The following is an 18,969-nucleotide window of genomic DNA, read 5'->3' on the forward strand; positions in this document are numbered from 1 at the left end:
GGGTTTTTTGTACACAATACAAAACCCGATTGTTCTGTATCCAATCAGTACACATCACGCAGATAACGCTTCTGCTCACTTAATTGCCGCCAGTAGTCCACCGCGTCTTCTGCGCCAAGCCCGCCGTGGGTTTGCGCCACTTGGCGCAGTGCCTGGTCGACGTCCTTGGCCATATGGCTCGCGTCGCCGCAGACGTACAGCCTGGCGCCGTCCTGCAGCCAGCGCCACAGCTCGGCGCCGTGCTCACGGATGCGGTCCTGCACGTAGATCTTCTGGGTCTGGTCGCGGGAAAACGCCAGGCTCAAGTGGGTGAGCAGACCGTCGTGCTGCAGGCCTTGCAGCTCGTCCTTGTAATAGAAGTCGCTGGCGGCGTGCTGCTCCCCAAAAAACAGCCAGTTGCGGCCCTGATGCCCCATTGCCCGGCGTTCCTGCAAGAACGCGCGAAACGGCGCCACGCCTGTGCCGGGCCCGATCATGATCATCGGCACCTCACCGTCGCCTGGCGTGCGGAAGTGCTTGGACGGCTGCACGAACACCGGGACTTCGTCGTCACCGACGCGGTCTGCCAGGAAGGTCGACGACACGCCCTTGCGCTTGCCGTAGCGCACGGCGGCCACGGTGAGGTGCACTTGCTGCGGGTAGGCCTTGGCGCTGGAGGCAATCGAATACAGGCGCGGTTGCAGGCGCTTGAGGGTGCCGAGCAGTTCGTCCGCCGTGCAGTCGATGGGGTAGTGCTGCAGCACATCCACCAGTTGCCGGCCCCACAGCCAGTCTTTGAGCTCAGCCTTGTGCTCGGGGCGCAGCAACTGTTCAAGGCCCGCGTTGGCGCTGCGCTGCGCGATAAAGGCGAGGGTCTCGCTGCTGGGCCGGGCGATTTCGAAGTGTTGGGTGAGCGCCTGTTGCAGCGGCACGTCCCCGAAGGTGTCGATGTTCACCAGCGTGCCTGCGCTCAGGTGGGTCAGGTCAAGCAGTTCGCTCACCAGCTCGGGGCAGTTGCGCGGGCGCACGCCCAGGGCGTCGCCGGCTTCGTAGGTGAGCCCGGAGTCCGCCAGGTCGAGGGCGAACTGGCGGGTTTCCTTGTGCCGGCTGTCGGGGTTCAAGTGCCGGTTGAGCAACAGGCGCGAACCATGCAGCTTGGTTTTGCCGGCCGGGGTGGCCTGGGTGATGGGTTTGGCCGGGTTGAGGGTGTGCTGGAGGCGCGTCAGCCAGGCGTCGGCGCGTTCTTCGAAGTCGGTGTCGCAGTCGACCCGTTCCAGCAGGCGCGTGGCGCCCAATTCCAACAGGCGCTGGTCAAGCCTTTTGCCGTGCCGGCAGAACTGGTCATAGTTCGGATCGCCCAGGGCCAGCACGGCAAAGCGCAGGGACTCCAGTCGCGTTCCAATGCTGCTGAGGCCGTGCCAGAACGCTTCGCCATTGTCCGGTGGATCGCCGTCGCCAAAGGTGCTGCTGATCAACGCCAGGGTTTGGGTACTGGCCAATCGGCTGGCGGGGAAGTCTGCCATCGCGCTCAGTTCGACGCTGATGCCCGCTTCCCGCAGGCGCCTGGCGCAGCGTTCGGCCAGGGCTTGGGCGTTGCCGGTCTGCGAGGCCCACAACAAGGTGACGTCGGGGGAGGGCGCAGGGGCGGTTTCGCTGCGGCTGAACAAGCCCGCGAGCAAACCGTCCAGCCACAATCGGGCGTCCTGGGTCAACGGCGCACTGGCCGGCATCACTGGCACACCCTTGGCCTGGCGCGCGGCACCGGATTGCAGGCCGTTGAGGAAACCAGCGAGGTAGGTGCGTTCGCTGTCGCACAGGGCCGGTGCCGGCAGGTCGCGGATGCCGGTGAGTTCGGCGAAGGCGTCGAAGCGCGACATGACGGGGGCCTCTGCAAGGGCATGGGCGGCGGCGGCCGGTTGCTCGAGAAAGCGGTGCTCGATCAGTTCGACACGGGCCAGTGCGACGGCGCAGCACTTGAACTCCGGCTGCAGCGAAATCGGGTCGACGGCGTCGTGGGTCACGGCATTGATCGCCAAGTGCTCGCCAAACACGTCGTTCCAGTGAAAGGGCGCAAAGCAGTTGCCGGGGCGTACCCGGTCGGTGATCACGGCGGGCAACACCGCGCGCCCACGCAGGGAGCGCACTTCCACCGGGTCCTTGGCACGGATGCCCAGGCGCGCGGCATCCTCGGGGTGGATTTCCACGAAGGGGCCGGGGTTGAGTTTGTTCAGGGTGGCGACCTTGCCGGTCTTGGTCAGGGTGTGCCACTGGTGCTGCACACGGCCGGTGTTGAGCACGAAGGGGAAAGCGTCATTTGGCAGTTCCGCCGGTGGCATGTGCGGCCGAGGGTAGAACCGGGCTTTGCCGGTGTCGGTGGCGAAGGTGAGTGTGCCGTTGTGCGCGTAGCGGATCGGGTTGCGCGGTGCTGCCTCGTTGGATGCGCAGGGCCATTGCAGCGGTTGTTCACGCAGGCGGGCGTAGCTGGCGCCGCGCATGTCGTAGCCGGTCTTGGGGTTCCAGGCGTGTTTGATTTCTTCAAACACCTCGCTGGCGCAGGTGTAGGTGAACGCCTCGGCAAAGCCCATGGCACAGGCGACCCTGGCGATGATCTGCCAGTCGGGCAGGGTTTCGCCGGGCGCATCGACGGCTTTTTGCATCAGGGTCAGGTTGCGTTCTGAGTTGATCATCACCCCTTCAGCCTCGGCCCATAGCGCGCCGGGCAGCAGGATATCGGCGTAGCGGTTGGTTTCGGTGTCGAGGAACGCGTCCTGGGTGATCACCAGTTCGGCGGCGCGCAGGCCGTCGATCACGGTCTGGCGGTTCGGCACGCTGGCCACCGGGTTGGTGCAGATGATCCAGCAGGCTTTGATCTGCCCCGCGGCCAGTTGCTCGAACATCGCCACGGTGCCGCCACCGGCCTGGCGCGGCAGGCGGTTCTGGGGGATCTGCCAGAGGTCTTCGATAAACCGGCGATCGGCTTCCACCAGCACTGAGCGTTGTCCTGGCAGGCCTGGCCCCATATAGCCCATCTCGCGTCCGCCCATGGCATTGGGCTGGCCGGTCAGGGAAAACGGCCCGCTGCCGGGGCGGCAAATCGCGCCGGTGGCCAGGTGCAGGTTGCACAGGGCGTTGGTGTTCCAGGTGCCGTGGGTGCTCTGGTTGAGGCCCATGGTCCAGCAGCTCATCCACTCGGCGGCTGTGCCGATCCAGTCGGCGGCTTGGCGGATATCGGCTTCGGCCAGACCGGTGATCTCGGCCACGGTGTGCGGCGGGTAGTCTTCGAGGAAGCCAGGCATCGCCTCCCAGCCGTCGGTGAAAGCTTCAATAAACGCCGGATCGGTGTGGCCGTTCTTCACCAGCAGGTGCAGCAGGCCATTGAGCAGCGCGAGGTCGGTGCCCGGTTTGATTGGCAGGTACAGGCCGGCCTTGTCCGCCGTGGCGCTGCGCCGAGGGTCGACCACGATCAGTTTTGCCCCGGCTTTGACCCGGTCCATCATGCGCAGGAACAGGATCGGGTGACAGTCGGCCATATTCGCGCCGATCACGAAGAACAGCTCGGCGCGGTCGAAGTCTTCATAGGAACCGGGCGGGCCGTCCGCACCCAGTGACAGTTTGTAGCCGCTGCCCGCGCTGGCCATGCACAGGCGCGAGTTGGATTCGATGTTATGGGTGCCGACAAAGCCCTTGGCCAACTTGTTGATCAGGTACTGGGCTTCCAGCGACATCTGCCCGGACACGTAGAAGGCCAGTGCGTCCGGGCCATCGCGGTCGAGGATATGCCGCAGGCGGCCAGCGGTTTCGCTGATGGCCTTGTCCATGGCGATGCGCACCGGGTCGTGCTCGCGGTGTTCACGCAAGTAGGCATTTTCCATGCGTCCGGACTCGGCGATGGCTTGCCCGCAGGTGGTGCCCTTGGTGCACAGGCGGCCGAAGTTGGTGGGGTGGGCCGTGTCGCCGATCACCTTGACCACTTTATTCTGCTCGACCTGCATGACGATGCCGCAGCCCACGCCACAATAAGGACACACGCTACGTACGCTTTGGTTTGCCATCTGTAACCCTCGAAACTTTTTACCCGCCAACAAAAAAGCGCCCTGCAACCCGCCGTTCGTAAACGGGGGTTGCACGGCGCCTTTGTCGTGTGTGGGGCAATCAGCGTTGACTGCTCTTGAGGTGTTCCTAGCAAGTCACGCGCCAGGTTTTTCCAAGCACTGGCATGCGCGGCGTTGTGGTGGGAGAAGACGTGTGTGGTGAGCGGGCTTGCTGTGGTGAGTGAGGCCAGCCCGCTCACTGCAACACGCTCAGAGGTGCGCTTTTTTGAGGCGGCGCGCACCAGTTGGAGGCGCAATCCGGGCTGATTGGGCTATTAAAATGCCGTCGGCAGCCATGAGCACGCGGCCTCGCCAGTTTGGCACAGACCCTGCAAGCTCCCCCGCAACCCCACTCGGTCAACGACGATCGACAGGCCCTAACAGGTCATGGGCATAAAGCGATGGATCCGGCGAAGTCGTCCGAACCGATCCCGCATAAGAACAGGCAAAGACGCCTGGAACCGCAAGGTTTCAGGCGTTTTTTTTTGCTTTTTTTAACCGTGATGAGTGTTGTCGGGTGCTGATATGAACTCCAAGATCGCCAGTAGCAAACAAACCCTGATCGTCGTCGGCAATGGCATGGTCGGCCACCACTGTGTGGAGCAACTGATCGAGCGCGGCGCGCTGGAACACTACCAACTGCACGTGTTCAGCGAAGAGCCGATGCGCGCCTATGACCGTGTGCACCTGTCCGAGTACTTCACCGGTCGCGATGCCGAGTCGCTGGCGCTGTCCGAAGCGGCGTTGTACCAGACGCCGGGCATCACGCTGCACTTGGGTGTGCCGGTACTGGAGATCGACCGCGAGCGCCGCGAGGTGATCACCGCCCAGGGCTGCGTGGCGTACGAAAAACTGGTACTGGCCACCGGCTCTTACCCCTTCGTGCCGCCGATCGAGGGCGCTGAAGGCGATTCACGCCTGGTGTACCGCACCTTGCAGGACCTCGATGCGATCCGCGTTGCGGCGGCCAATGCGCGGCGCGGCGTGGTGGTCGGCGGTGGCCTGCTGGGCCTGGAGGCGGCCAACGCGCTGAAAAGCCTCGGCCTGGAAGCCCATGTGGTGGAATTCGCACCGCGCTTGATGCCGGTGCAGTTGGACGATTTCGGTGGCCTGGCGCTCAAGGCCCAGATCGAACGACTGGGCGTCGGCGTGCACCTGTCCCGCGCCACCCAGTCGATAAGCGCGGGCGAGCAGTACCGCTACCGCATGAACTTTGCCAATGACGAATTCCTCGAAACCGACCTGATTGTGTTCTCGGCCGGCATCCGTGCCCAGGACGCCCTGGCGCGTCAGGCCGGCCTGGAGATTGGCCCGCGCGGTGGCGTGGTGATTAACGATGAATGCTTGAGTTGCGACCCGCACATTTATGCGATCGGCGAGTGCGCATCGTGGAACGGCAGCCTGTTCGGCCTGGTCGCGCCGGGCTACCAGATGGCGCGCGGGGTGGCTGCATTGCTGTGCGAGCAGGCCGCCGAACCCTTTGTCGGCGCCGATATGTCGACCAAGCTCAAATTGCTGGGCGTGGATGTGGGCTCCATCGGCGACGCCCATGCGCACACACCCGGCGCGCGCAGCTATCAGTTCATCGACGAGGCCAGCGCCAGCTACCGCCGCCTGGTGGTGGACGCAAGCGGCAAGCACGTGATCGGCGCGGTGCTGGTGGGCGACAACAGCTATTACGACACCTTGCTGCAATACATGCAGAACGCGATTGCGCTGCCGGCCGAACCGGCCAGCCTGATTCTGCCGTCCTCGGCCGGCGCGCCAACCCTGGGCCCTGGCGCGCTGCCGGAATCGGCCACCGTGTGTTCGTGTCACAACGTCAACAAAGGCGCGATCTGCTCGGCGATTGACGCCGGGTGCAGCGACCTTGGCGAACTCAAATCCCAGACCAAGGCCTGCACCGGTTGCGGTGGCTGCGCCGGGCTGCTCAAGCAAGTCTTCGAACACGAGTTGATCGCCCGAGGCGTCAGCGTCGACAAGAGCCTGTGCGAACACTTTGCCTACACCCGCCAGGAACTGTATGCCCTGGTGCGCGTGGAAGGGGTGATCACCTTTGAAGAACTGCTGGCCAAACACGGCCGTGGCCATACCGGTTGCGACGTGTGCAAACCGGCGGTGGGCTCAATCCTGGCCTCGTGCTGGAACCAGCCGATCATGGACGCCTCCCTGGTGCCATTGCAGGACACCAACGACACGTTCATGGCCAACATGCAAAAGAACGGCACCTACTCGGTGGTTCCGCGTATTCCCGGGGGAGAGATCACCGCCGACAAGCTGATCGTGATCGGCGAAGTGGCGAAGAAATACGACCTCTACACCAAGATCACCGGCGGCCAGCGCATCGACCTGTTTGGTGCGCAACTGCATGAACTGCCGGATATCTGGGCCGAGCTGATTGCCGCCGGTTTCGAAACCGGGCATGCCTACGGCAAGTCCACGCGCACGGTGAAGTCCTGCGTGGGCAGCACCTGGTGCCGTTATGGCGTGCAGGACAGCGTGAAAATGGCGCTGCTGATCGAGGACCGCTACAAGGGCCTGCGTTCGCCGCACAAGCTCAAGTTCGCGGTGTCCGGTTGCACCCGTGAATGCGCCGAGGCCCAGAGCAAAGACGTGGGGGTGATCGCCACCGAGAAGGGCTGGAACCTTTACATCGCCGGCAACGGCGGCATGCGCCCGCGCCATGCCGAACTGTTCGCCACCGACCTCGACGACGCCACGCTGATCAAGTACATCGATCGCTTTTTGATGTTCTACATCCGCACCGCCGACAAGCTGCAACGCACCTCGGTGTGGCGCGAAAGCCTGGAAGGCGGCCTGGACTTCCTCAAAGACGTGATCCTGCACGACAGCCTGGGCCTGGGCGCCGAGCTCGAAGCGCAGATGCAATTGGTGGTCGACCGCTACGAATGCGAATGGGCCAACGCCCTCAAAGACCCGGAAAAACTCAAGCGCTTCCGCACCTTCGTCAACGACAAACGCCCCGACCCGGACATCCACTTTGTCCAGGAGCGCGGCCAGCGTCGGCCGATCATGGCCGCCGAACTCAACCTGATTCCCGTCATCGAGGAGATTGCCTGATGAGCCACTCCAATACGCAGCGCAACCTGGCTACCTGGAAAAGCGTGTGCAACGAGACCGACCTGGTGCGCGATTCCGGCGTGGTGGTGTGGCTCGACGGCGCCCAGGTGGCACTGTTCTACCTGCCCGGCGCGCAGGAGCAGACGTTATTCGCCATCGACAACCACGACCCGGAGTCCGGGGCGAATGTGATCGGGCGTGGTTTGGTGGGTTGTATCAAGGGGGATCTGGTGGTGGCTGCGCCGATCTATAAGCAGCATTACCGCTTGCACGATGGGCAGTGCCTGGAGGCACCACACCAGCGCTTGCGCGTGTGGCCGGTACGGTTGAACGGCGGGGTGGTGGAGTTGGCTGTGAGCTGATGCACTGCGGTCTTCAGGTAGGTGGGGGCACGCCCTGATGCCCAGCAGTCAACGGCGAGCACTGTAACGACGGCGAGGGCGGCAGGGTTCTGCGTCCAATAGGCGCTGTATGTGCCCCCTCGCCGCTGAGCTTGACTCAGCGATTGAAACGCTCAACCAACGCATACTGCGTGGCCGCAGTGTTGGTCAGCTCTTTGCTCAGGTCGGTGGATTGATGGGCTTGTAGCGACGTCTGGTCGGCCAGTTCGGCGATGGTGGTGATGTTGCGGCTGATCTCTTCGGCCACCGCGCTTTGCTCTTCGGTGGCGGCGGCGATCTGGGTGGTCATCTCGGTGATATGGGACACCGCTTCGCTGATCCCCACCAGCGCCTGATCCGCTTCGAGCACCCAGGCCACGCCTTCCTGGGCCTGGCGGTGGCCGTTTTCCATGCTCTGCACGGCATTGTTGGAGGACGTCTGCAATTGGGTGATCAGGGCGTGGATCTGGGTGGTGGACTGCGAGGTGCGTTGGGCCAGTTGGCGCACTTCATCAGCCACCACCGCAAAACCACGGCCTTGTTCGCCGGCACGGGCGGCTTCAATTGCGGCGTTGAGCGCCAGCAGGTTGGTCTGATCGGCGATGCCTTTGATCACGTCCACCACGCTGCCGATTTCGTCACTGTCCTTGGCCAATTGCGCCACGGTAGTGCCAGTCTCGCCGACCACCGCAGACAGGCGCTCGATGGCCTGGCGGGTGTCGCGCGCGACTTCGCGGCCGCGTCCGGTCAGCACGTTGGCTTGCTGGGTGGCGTCGGCGGTGCGCTGCACATGGCTGGCGACTTCCTGGGTGGTGGCGGCCATTTGGTTGACCGCGGCCGAGACCTGTTCTGTTTCGTGGCGCTGGCGGTCCAGGCCTTTGGAGCTGGCAGTGGCCAGTTGATCGGACTGCCCGGCCAGGGCGCTGAGTTGTTCGGCGCTGTCCTGCAGACGGGTCAGGCAGGTCTTCAAGCGTGCGTTCTGGCTGAGGAACGCGGTTTCCAGGCGTCCCTGGGGCCCGCGCGCGTCGCTGTACATCTGGGCGATCAGGGCATCCGAAGTGGAAGGCTCGACCCCCGCCAACAGGCGCAAGGTGCTGCCCTGGCGCCAGCGTGAACAGAGCAGGCCCACCGGCACGGCGACCGCCACGGCCAGCGCGACAGCAACCGGCGCGCTGAGAAACAGGCCGGCCACGCTGCCGACCACACCCGTGGCTGCGTAGGGAACGCAACTTGCCAGCGCCGGCAGCCACGCATCCATGGGCGACACGCCGGACTTGCCCTGGCGCAGGCGCAGATACAGGGCCTCGGCGCGGCGGATTTGATCGGCGGTGGGCTTGACCCGCACCGATTCGAAACCCACCACCCGGCTGCCCTCGAAGATCGGCGTGACGTAGGCGTTGACCCAATAGTGGTCGCCGTTTTTCGAACGGTTCTTGACGATGCCCATCCACGGCAGGCCTTGCTTGAGCGCGCTCCACATGTGCGCAAAGACGGCAGGGGGCACGTCCGGGTGGCGCACGATATTTTGCGGCGCGCCGATCAGGTCGGCCCGTTCAAACCCACTGATTTCGACAAAATCGTCGTTACAATAAGTGATGCCACCCTGGGTATCGGTGGCGGAAATGAGTTTTTGTTGCGGCGCGAGTGAGATCTCACGTTGTGTTACGGGCTGGTTATTACGCATTCCGACTACTCCCTGATTCCTCACAGTCCATCGGCGCCAACTGGCAGAAGATTAATGCACATTGGCCATTTCGCCAGCCGTCGGTCAAAAGCCTGAAATAAATCGACGAAAAACCCCATAATGGCGGCCATTTTTGTTTAGCCCGTATTCTGGTGTGCCCCCATGGAAATCAAGGTCAACTTTCTCGACAACCTCCGACTTGAAGCCAAGTTCGATGACTTTACGGTGATTGCCGACCAACCGATTCGCTATAAAGGCGATGGTTCGGCACCGGGGCCGTTCGACTATTTCCTGGCGTCGTCCGCGCTGTGTGCGGCGTACTTTGTGAAGTTGTACTGCCAGACGCGCAACATCCCCACCGACAATATTCGGCTGTCGCAGAACAACATCGTCGACCCGGAAAACCGCTATAACCAGATCTTCAAAATCCAGGTGGAGTTGCCGGCGGATATCTCCGAGAAGGACCGCCAGGGCATCCTGCGCTCCATCGACCGCTGCACTGTGAAAAAGGTGGTGCAGGCCGGGCCCGAGTTTGTGATCGAAGAAGTGGACAACCTCGATGCCGATGCCCAGGCCTTGTTGATGCCGGGCAGCACATACGAAGGCGGCACCTTTATCGCGGGCAAGGACCTGCCGCTGGAGCAGACCATCGCCAATATGTCCGGGATTCTCGCCGGGCTGGGCATGAAGATCGAAATCGCGTCGTGGCGCAATATCGTGCCTAACGTGTGGTCGCTGCATATCCGCGATGCCCATTCGCCGATGTGTTTCACCAACGGTAAAGGCGCAACCAAAGAGGGGGCCCTGGCCTCGGCGCTGGGCGAGTTCATCGAGCGGCTCAACTGCAATTTTTTCTACAACGACCAGTTCTGGGGCGAGGAGCTGGCCAATGCGCCGTTCGTGCATTACCCGGATGAGCGCTGGTTCCAGCCGGGCCCCAACGACGAACTGCCGGCTGAAATTCTCGATGCCTACTGCCGCAAAATCTACGACCGTGAGGGTGAGCTGCGCGGTTCGCACCTGTACGACACCAACTCCGGCAATGAAGCGCGCGGCATTGTTTCGCTGCCGTTCGTGCGCCAGTCGGATGGCGAGGTGGTGTATTTCCCCTCCAACCTGATCGAAAACCTCTACCTCAGCAATGGCATGAGCGCCGGCAACACCCTGGCCGAAGCTCAGGTGCAGTGCCTGTCGGAGATTTTCGAGCGGGCGGTGAAGCGCGAGATCATCGAAGGCGAATTTGCCTTGCCGGACGTACCGGCGCAGGTGCTGGCCAAGTACCCCGGCATTGCGGCCGGCATTGAAGGCCTGCAAGCCCAGGGCTTCCCGGTACTGGTCAAGGATGCGTCCCTGGGCGGTGAGTTCCCGGTGATGTGCGTGACCCTGATGAACCCGCGCACCGGCGGGGTATTCGCCTCGTTCGGCGCCCACCCAAGCCTGGAAGTGGCGCTGGAACGCAGCCTGACCGAACTGTTGCAAGGCCGCAGCTTCGAAGGCTTGAACGATTTGCCGCAGCCGACCTTCGAAGCCCAGGCGGTGACCGAACCGAACAACTTCGTCGAGCACTTCATCGACTCCAGCGGCGTGGTGTCGTGGCGCTTCTTCAGCGCGCAGTCGGAGTATGAGTTCGTCGAGTGGGACTTCTCCGGCGAAGGCGAAGACTCCAACGCCCAGGAGGCCGCGACCTTGTTCGGCATTCTCGAAGGCATGGGTAAAGAGTCGTATATGGCGGTGTACGAACACCTTGGCGCCACGGCGTGCCGCATCCTGGTGCCGGATTATTCGGAAATCTACCCGATGGATGACCTGATCTGGGACAACACCAACAAGGCGCTGTTTTTCCGCGCCGACATCCTCAACCTGCACAGCCTTGACGAAGAGCAGTTGCAGGCGCTGGTTGAACGCCTGATCGAGAGCGAGCTGGACGACTACACAGATATCGCCACCCTAATTGGCATCGAGTTCGACGACAACACCGCGTGGGGTCAGTTGACCATCCTGGAGTTGAAGCTGCTGATCTTCCTGGCCTTGAAGCAATACGAAGAGGCCAAAGAGTGCGTGGAGATGTTCTTGCAGTACAACGACAACACCGCTGATCGCGGCCTGTTTTACCAGGCGTTGAACGCGGTGCTGGAGATGGAACTGGACGACGACCTGGAGCTGGCCGATTACGAAACCAACTTCCGGCGCATGTTTGGTGATGAACGGATGGACGCGGTGATCGGCTCGGTTGAGGGCAGCGTGCGGTTCTACGGGTTGACCCCGACCAGCATGCAACTTGAAGGCCTGGACCGCCACCAGCGCTTGATTGAAAGCTACAAGAAACTGCACAGCGCGCGAGCGGCACTCTCCAGCCGGTAACCGCGCCGTGGGCTCACCTGAACCTTTCTGGAGCGGGCATTTTGGCGAGCGGGAAAGCCCGCTCGCCACAAGCCTGGCGGGCATTCTTCAACAGTGTTTGCAAGCGAGCCACACAGGCCTCGCTGGCCGCCTGCATCGGTGCCCGCAACTCACTGCCGATCAGCCCCTGCAACGCCAGCGCAGCCTTAACTGGCGCGGGGTTGGGCTCCATGAACATTGTGTTGATCAACGGCAGCAAGGCAAAGAAGGTGGCCCGCGCCTCGGCCAGCCTGTTATCCCGCACTTGCTGGTATAGCGCTACGAACTGCTCGGTGTGTACATGGGCCGACGCCGCAATCGCTCCCGTGGCGCCCAGGCACAGCGCGTTGAAAAGCTGAATATCCTCGCCGCACAGCACATCCACCTCGCCACTGGCCAGCAGCGCCAGGGTATTTGCCAGGTTGCCGCCACAGTCCTTGATCGCCACGATACGCTCGTGGGCCACGATGCTCAGCAAGGTGGCCTGCTCAAAGGTCGCGCCGGTCCGATAGGGAATGTCGTAGAGAATGACCGGCACGCGGGAGGCATCGGCCACGGTGCGAAAGAACGCCGCGAGACCGGCCTGGGACGGGCGGATATAACTCGGCGCCGGCACCAGCAACCCGGCTATCGGGCGCTCGAGGATGTGCTGCTGAAACTGCAGAAGCTCACTCTGGTTATTGCCCGACAGGCCCATCACCACACGACCGGCGGGTACCTGTTGCAACACGGCATCGAGCACCGCCAGTTGTTCATCTCGGCTCAGCGCAGCGGCTTCACCGGTGGTGGTGCACACCATGATCCCGGCCACGTGTTTGTCCAGCAGATGGCCGACCAGCCGCCGCAGGCCAATGAAATCGATGGCGCCGTCCTGAAACGGGGTGACCACGGGAACCCAGATACCTTGAAACGATGACATGCACTTTCTCCTGAAGGTGGACCGGTAAAGTCACCGTCAGAAGGGCAGGGGCTATTGTGCAAGGGAGGAGGGGATCCGCGCTCAATGTCCTGTCAGCTCATCTGACGGGACAGCGCGCCCCGGTCACATGAGCGACTGTTTCTTCGATTTGAGGGCGTGCGCAACGCAACCTTGCGCCTTGGCAATCAAGCCAATGACGGAAAGGTTAACGAACGTGGTTGCGGACATTTGCTGACACACCCTGAGTAAGGGGTCCATCATCAGGGGATGTCAGCAAATGTGTCAAGTGCGTGCAGCACGGTGAATTCGACGGTCAATACGTCGCTTTGTTCAGATGCGCTGCGCGTTAGGTTTAAGGCTGCGCACCCGAGTCGGCGACGTCCTGTCAGCCATCGCGCGGACAACGATCGGCGGCGACCATGAGTTTGATACAGTTTCCACAGCCAGCGGGTCATGAGAGAAAACGGGTTTGCAACGCTGGATTCTGCAAATCAATGGAGGGGGTAGCCTGATGGATAAAAAACAGATTGAAGTCGTCAGTCAAAACCTTGAAGTGTCAATTTGGCAATCGGCTCAATGGCTGAATAAACCGAGCCTTTACCAAAGCTTTGCTGACCACTCTTTAGAGGTTTTTACGGACTACCAAACCGATTTCTGGCGTGAAACTCATTATGGGTTCATTCGAGACAGCGGACATTTCCTGGGGTTTGAGACCACGGGGGGCTTTACCGCTCAAGTCAGAGTTAACGCCGATTTTCGCGAACTCTATGACCAGGCGGGCATTATGGTCAGGCTCAATGAGCAGACCTGGCTCAAGGCAGGCATTGAATATAACGATGGAATGCCAATGATCAGCAGCGTGCTCACACACGGCTCGTCTGACTGGGCGCCCAGCTGTTTTTCTGGCGACCCGAGCGATTTTTGGCTGCGTGTGACCGTTTCCGAGGGCGTGTTGCGCTTGCAATACTCCACCGACGGCGTGACGTGGCCATTGCTCAGGCTTGCGGCATTTCCACACGCCGAGCGCTACAGGGTTGGCCCTATGTGCTGCACACCGCAGCGGCAAGGGTTGAGGGTGAGGTTTTCTGAATGGTCTTTGAGCGCGCCGCTTGGGCGAGACCTGCATGATTTGAGCTAGCCAATCCGGGCAGGTCAGTCACGCACATGACGTGGGAAATGAGGCTTGTCCGGAGGCTGTCCGTCGCCACGCCTGCCCGCCGCAGTTTCCAGTGAGCGGACAAGCCAGGGAGCCTGACGTGGGTGATGCCTACGGGCGATCTGTCCAGACGGCGAGCTCATATCCATCCGGATCAAGGAAGTGAAACCTGCGCCCACCAGGGAACGCGAAGGTCTCGCGGCTGATTACCGCGCCAAGCGCTTTAAGTCGCTGTTGCGCCCCTTCAAGGTCATCCGAATACACAATAACTAAAGGGCCGCCGGGCCTTACGGGCTCCCCGGTGGTGAACCCGCCGGTCAGTCGGCCATCGCTGAATTCGCTATAGGTGGGGCCGTAGTCAACGAACGTCCAGCCAAACACGCTGCCGTAAAAGGCTTTGCTGCGGGCGATGTCACCCACGTTGAATTCGATATTGTCGATCTGTCGGTTTTTTCCGCGAACACTCATGGTGGCCTCCTTGGCTGACGTTTGAGAGGCGAGTGTAGCGGCTTGCGCCTCTGACTGGGTTACCATGCCGCCGCGAAATTCCCGCCGTCCTGCCCTGGCCCCCTATGTCCTCCAACGCGCTGTATACCGACCTGTCTATTTACTACGACCTGATGTGCGCCGACATCGACTACCGGGCACAGAGCCACAGCGTGCAGCGCCTGCATCAACTGTTCGGCAATGGCGGGCGCCAGCACCTGGACCTGGCCTGCGGCACCGGGCCGCACGTGCGTTATTTCCTCGACGCCGGCTTTCGCAGTACCGGGCTGGACATCAGCCAGCCCATGCTTGACCTCGCTAGACTGCGCTGCCCGCAAGCGCAGTTCAGTTGCCAGGACATGGCGAGTTTCCAGGTCGACGAGCGACAGGACCTGATCACCTGCTTTCTCTACTCCACCCACTACAACGCCGGGCTGACGCAACTGAGTGCCTGCCTGGCCAGCGTACACCGCGCGCTCGCCGACAACGGCGTGTTCTGCTTCAACGCGGTGGACAAGCGTCACATCGACAACCGTTTGCTGGTACGCCATAGCGTGACGTTTGAAGACAGCCTCTTTTCCTTCGGCTCCGGCTGGCATTACAGCGGGGAGGGCGAGCAGCAGGCGCTGCGCTTGAGTATCGAAAAGACCACGGCGGGGGTGACCGAGGCCTGGCAGGATGAGCACGCCATGGTTGCGCTGAGTTTTGTCGAGCTTGAGCAGTTGTTGCAGCCGCACTTCGACGTGCAGGTGTTTGAGCATGACTACGAGCGGATCACGCCTTGGGAGGGGGTGACGGGCAATGCGTTGTTTGTGTGTGTGAAGCGCTGAGTCTCTGGGAGGCTGAACCCTCGACGGTTCAGCCTCGAGGGTTTAACGCGAAAACTCCGACGCTGCTTCTTGTTCCTCGGTGCCCACGTCATGCAGGGAAATTCTCGACGTTTCCGGCAATGCCAAGCCGCCGGCCAGCGCCAGTAATGCCACGGCGATCAGGTAAAACGCCGGTGACAGGTTGCTGCCAGTGGTGCTGATCAGCCACGTCGCCATCAGTGGCGCGGTACCGCCGAAGATCGTGTAAGCCATGTTGTACGTGATTGCCGAAGCGGTATATCGCGTGCGCGTCGGGAATGTCTCTGACAGCAGCGCCGCTGTGACCACCCCACACAACACGGCACCCACTGCCAGCAACATTACCCCGATAACAGACGCTGCGAACGACCCGGAACTGGCCATCAGGAACGATGGGTAGACCACCAGCATCAACAGCACACAGGCCGTCATCACCGTGACGCGACGCCCCACCCGGTCTGAATACAGCCCCGCGAGAGGGCAAATTGCCGCGGCGAAAATCAGCGCAATCAGCGACACCAGCAACGCGCCTGCCCGACTCAGCCCACCGGCCACTTGCAGGTAGGTCGCGAAGTAGGTGGTGAACATATAAAACGACAGCGCGGTCAGCGACACAAAAGCGCCCAGGCAGCAGATCGCGGCACCATGGTGGCGCAAGGTCTCCTTGAGCGGTGAGTGGGCCACTGCGTGCTCCTGCTTCACGGCCTGGAACGCCGGCGTTTCATCCAGCTTCCAGCGCAGGTACAGCCCCACCAGTCCCAGTGGCGCGGCGATCAGGAACGGCAAGCGCCAGCCCCAGCTGCCCATCGCCTCGGCGGACAACGACGCCTCAAGCGCATACGCCACCACGGCGGCAGCGGCGAACGCGGAGAACGTGGACACCGGCACGAAGCTGCCGTACCAGGCGCGTTTGTCACTGGGCGCATGTTCCATCAGGTAAGCACAGGCTCCGGCGTATTCGCCTCCGGCGGAGAAGCCTTGGGCGCAGCGAATCAGCGACAACAGGATCGGCGCGGTGACGCCGATCGCGGCGTAGGTGGGCAGCAGGCCGATCAGGGTGGTGGCACCGGCCATCAGCAGAATCGTCATGGCCAGGGTGCGTTTACGGCCGATGCGGTCGCCAAGCATGCCGAAGAAAATCCCGCCCAGCGGCCGGAAGGCAAACGCCACGGCAAATACTGCAAAGGTCTTGAGCAGCGCCACGCTGGCGTCGCCGCTGGGGAAGAACTGCTGGGCAATGGTGGTGGCAAGAAACCCGTAGACGGCAAAGTCAAACCACTCGACGAAGTTACCGATGCCGGCGGCGATGATGACCTTGCGCAGGGTTTTGGGGCTGACCTGTTCGGTGGAAGCACTCGTCATGGGTGAAGGCCTCGAAAGGGGTAGGGGAGATGCTTGATTATCGGAGGTGGGGCGCGGGCGCCGGGGTTCAAAAGAGTCGTCCGCGTAGTCAGCAACGACTGGAGGGGCGGGTGCAGGAACTGGGCCAGATGCGGCGGGAGGTATCGAGGGGGCGGGCACCCGGTGACGCGAAAAGCACCGGCAGGGCATCCAGGAGGCAAAGAGTCGAAAGCCGCATGGTCTTACTTGGCATCTGCGCGCAAGGCCTAAAACCAAAGAGTGGCCATGAAGTACCTCAGGAGCGAAAGCACTCCCGCAAAGATGTGCAGCAGCACGGGCACTAATAGGCCAGCGCTGCGCACCCGCGCATAGCCCAGGATGATTGACAGCGTGCCGACCAGCAGGAAGTTTGTCCAATGGGCGTAGGGCATATGCATGAGCATATACAGCGCAGTCGTGAACAGGATTGCCACGTACCGCCAACGACGGTGACCCAGGGGGAACAGGCGAATCAGGAAGTGACGGTACAGGAGCTCTTCGAGCGTTGAAATAATCACCAACGTCATGGCGAAGAGCAGCAGCTTTTTCGTCATGGATTGGGTGCCCGCCAGCGGCGTGGGCTCCTGCCAATATCCGAACCCGACGTCCAGACCGGTACTGACCAGGTAAGCCCCCAGCACCCATGGCGCACAATGCTTGAGCGTGTTGCCCAGGTCGTGCCCCACCAGGGCACGCACCCCGCCTGAGTGCCTGCGCTCGACCCACGCGAATATCAGCAGCACCACCAATGAAGCACTGATGCTCATCCACAGCGTCGAGGCTTTGCCAACCGCGAATATGAGCACCAGTTGAACCGCAAAATACAACAGGATCGCCAGGCAAGCCATCAAGAGGCGACGCCGCCAGGAATAGGTGTCCATGTCAGCCGTGGAGAGCCCTGATAACGCTGTGTCCTTCACCCCATACGTCCTTTTATGCGATTGGTTGGCCGCCTATATTAACCAACGCGCGCAGCAGGGGCTGATATATCGACCTGAGCCTTGAACGCTCCCTCAGGTCCGGCCCGTCATGGATGAAAGCGCCTGCCCAGGGCATCGAGCCTGACCGCAATCGGTGGCAATTGTTCGCTGCTCCTGGCCAACAGCTCCACATCATCGGCCGTGCTCTGTGCGATGTTTTGCACCGACTGCAAGCGCCCGACAATCTCCAGGTTCGCTTCGGTCTGCTCGCGCGTGGTGGTGACAATCTGCCCGTTGAGCGCATCAATCCGCGCAATGTCATTGCCCACCGCTTGCAGCATCTGGACGGCCACCTGGCTGTCTTCCACGCAGCGTTCCACACCTTGGCGGCTGTCGTGCATCGCCTCTACGGCCTGACGACTGCCGTGCTGCAAGCCTTCGATGATGGTTTTGATTTCCTGGGTGGACACCGCCGTGCGCTGGGCCAGGCTGCGCACTTCGTCGGCAACCACTGCGAAGCCACGACCTTGTTCGCCCGCGCGGGCGGCTTCGATGGCGGCGTTGAGGGCGAGCAGGTTGGTCTGGTTGGCGATGCTGCTGATGACTTCCAGCACCGAGCCGATCTGTTCGGCTTGCACGGCCAGACCCTGGACGGTCTGGTTGGTGCCTTCCAGGCGGGTGGCCAGTTGGGTGATTTCATGTTGCGCGCGGCCGACGCTTTCCTGGCCGCGCAGGATTTGTTTGCTGGCGACACCGGCATGCTCAACGGCGTGTTCAACGTGCACCGCGATGTGGCCCATGGCGTGCTCCATGCGTTGCATTGAGCCGGTCATTTCGCTGATTTCGGCCAACTGGTGGCGTGCGCCTTTTTCCAGGGTGCCGCTGGCGTGGGCCAGTTCCTGGCCGAGTTGGCCCAGGCCGTGGGAGTCACGGGCCACGCCGTCGATCAGGTGGGTGAGTTGTTGCAGGAAATGGTCGAAGCGCTTGGCCAGGGAGACGCGGACCTTGCCGTCGCCCTCGGCGCTTGCCTCGGAGAACCGGGAGGTCACGGCGAGCATCTTCTCGAGCATGTCCTGGCTTTCCACCGCTTCGGCCTGGCTGTGCACGGCGAGGTAGAGCAAGGCGACAGTTTCCATCAGCACGTAGAAAGCATGCACGAATACCATGGTCCAGCCGCCGTGGCGTTGCATCACAAACACCGGGAAACCTTGGTGTTGCAGGGCGTGGAAGACCACGTGGTGCACGGCGATGGTGAGCGCCGCGACCAAAATCGGTAGCCAGTCCCGATAGAACGTCAGCACCGCCAGCAACGCAAAGATGCCAAAGTGCGATTCGATCACGCCCTGCGCCTGGTTGATATGCAGCGCCGCCATGACCATCAGGCCTGCACCCAATGCACAACGCATCATGCGGGTGCCGCCGATGGCCCGATACAACAGGGTGAGCACCAAGCTGGTGCCGCCGCCGATGACGACCGCCTGGATCAGGGTGTCGTGCCAGAACGCCAAGCCCAGAGAGAACAGGAACATCAGCCAGATCAACGCCAGCATAATGCGGTCGGCCTTGCGGTAATGCTCTATGAAACGCGGGCGGTGAGGCATGCACTCTTACTCCATGTGGGCTGGCCTGGAACAAAGCACGCTGCGTGCCATGATGGCGCTCTGAT

12 protein-coding genes are annotated in these 18,969 nt (G+C 62.1%); 5 read left to right on the forward strand and 7 right to left on the reverse strand.

Going from position 1 to position 18,969, the window contains the following annotated elements:
* Positions 1 to 44 precede the first annotated feature (44 nt).
* Positions 45 to 4,031 (reverse strand): bifunctional nitrate reductase/sulfite reductase flavoprotein subunit alpha, encoded by a 3,987-nt coding sequence (locus KZX66_RS15485; protein ID WP_248080818.1) that lies wholly within the window; start codon positions 4,029 to 4,031, stop codon positions 45 to 47.
* A 564-nt stretch (positions 4,032 to 4,595) separates the two neighbouring features.
* Between KZX66_RS15485 and nirB the strand changes: the two genes are divergently transcribed.
* Positions 4,596 to 7,151 (forward strand): nitrite reductase large subunit NirB, encoded by a 2,556-nt coding sequence (nirB, locus tag KZX66_RS15490; RefSeq protein ID WP_248080821.1) that lies wholly within the window; start codon positions 4,596 to 4,598, stop codon positions 7,149 to 7,151.
* Positions 7,151 to 7,513, forward strand: coding sequence for a nitrite reductase small subunit NirD (nirD, locus tag KZX66_RS15495; protein ID WP_248080824.1), 363 nt, complete (start codon positions 7,151 to 7,153; stop codon positions 7,511 to 7,513). The genes nirB and nirD overlap by 1 nt, the downstream gene beginning before the upstream one ends.
* 136 nt (positions 7,514 to 7,649) lie before the next feature.
* Here nirD and KZX66_RS15500 read toward each other — a convergent pair whose 3' ends face one another.
* Positions 7,650 to 9,215, reverse strand: coding sequence for a PAS domain-containing methyl-accepting chemotaxis protein (locus KZX66_RS15500; protein WP_248080827.1), 1,566 nt, complete (start codon positions 9,213 to 9,215; stop codon positions 7,650 to 7,652).
* Positions 9,216 to 9,377: 162 nt separating this feature from the next.
* On the opposite strand from KZX66_RS15500, the gene KZX66_RS15505 reads away from it, so the two are divergent.
* Positions 9,378 to 11,576, forward strand: coding sequence for an OsmC domain/YcaO domain-containing protein (locus KZX66_RS15505; protein WP_248080830.1), 2,199 nt, complete (start codon positions 9,378 to 9,380; stop codon positions 11,574 to 11,576).
* Positions 11,577 to 11,589: 13 nt separating this feature from the next.
* Here KZX66_RS15505 and dapA read toward each other — a convergent pair whose 3' ends face one another.
* Positions 11,590 to 12,513, reverse strand: a complete 924-nt coding sequence (dapA, locus tag KZX66_RS15510; RefSeq protein ID WP_248080833.1) for a 4-hydroxy-tetrahydrodipicolinate synthase — start codon at positions 12,511 to 12,513, stop codon at positions 11,590 to 11,592.
* A 511-nt stretch (positions 12,514 to 13,024) separates the two neighbouring features.
* On the opposite strand from dapA, the gene KZX66_RS15515 reads away from it, so the two are divergent.
* Entirely contained in the window at positions 13,025 to 13,651 is a 627-nt protein-coding gene (locus tag KZX66_RS15515) for a DUF1349 domain-containing protein (protein WP_248080836.1), read from the forward strand.
* A gap of 129 nt (positions 13,652 to 13,780) precedes the next feature.
* Here the strand turns inward: KZX66_RS15515 and KZX66_RS15520 are convergent, their stop codons facing one another.
* Positions 13,781 to 14,137: a VOC family protein gene (locus KZX66_RS15520; RefSeq protein WP_248080838.1), complete on the reverse strand. Its 357-nt coding sequence runs from the start codon at positions 14,135 to 14,137 to the stop codon at positions 13,781 to 13,783.
* 104 nt (positions 14,138 to 14,241) lie between these two features.
* Between KZX66_RS15520 and KZX66_RS15525 the strand changes: the two genes are divergently transcribed.
* The gene (locus KZX66_RS15525) at positions 14,242 to 14,985 is read left to right on the forward strand and encodes a class I SAM-dependent methyltransferase (protein WP_248080841.1); all 744 of its coding nucleotides are present in this window, start codon (positions 14,242 to 14,244) and stop codon (positions 14,983 to 14,985) included.
* Between the two features lie 42 nt (positions 14,986 to 15,027).
* Here KZX66_RS15525 and KZX66_RS15530 read toward each other — a convergent pair whose 3' ends face one another.
* The 3 genes from KZX66_RS15530 to KZX66_RS15540 all read right to left on the reverse strand — a co-directional run bounded on the left by KZX66_RS15530 (position 15,028) and on the right by KZX66_RS15540 (position 18,904).
* Positions 15,028 to 16,365, reverse strand: a complete 1,338-nt coding sequence (locus tag KZX66_RS15530) for an MFS transporter (RefSeq protein ID WP_248080844.1) — start codon at positions 16,363 to 16,365, stop codon at positions 15,028 to 15,030.
* A gap of 245 nt (positions 16,366 to 16,610) precedes the next feature.
* Positions 16,611 to 17,303: a type II CAAX endopeptidase family protein gene (locus tag KZX66_RS26445; protein ID WP_248080847.1), complete on the reverse strand. Its 693-nt coding sequence runs from the start codon at positions 17,301 to 17,303 to the stop codon at positions 16,611 to 16,613.
* A gap of 107 nt (positions 17,304 to 17,410) precedes the next feature.
* Positions 17,411 to 18,904, reverse strand: coding sequence for a methyl-accepting chemotaxis protein (locus KZX66_RS15540; RefSeq protein WP_248080848.1), 1,494 nt, complete (start codon positions 18,902 to 18,904; stop codon positions 17,411 to 17,413).
* Positions 18,905 to 18,969 lie beyond the last annotated feature (65 nt).

It is taken from the genome of Pseudomonas sp. EYE_354, assembly GCF_023148575.1.
Taxonomy (GTDB): domain Bacteria; phylum Pseudomonadota; class Gammaproteobacteria; order Pseudomonadales; family Pseudomonadaceae; genus Aquipseudomonas.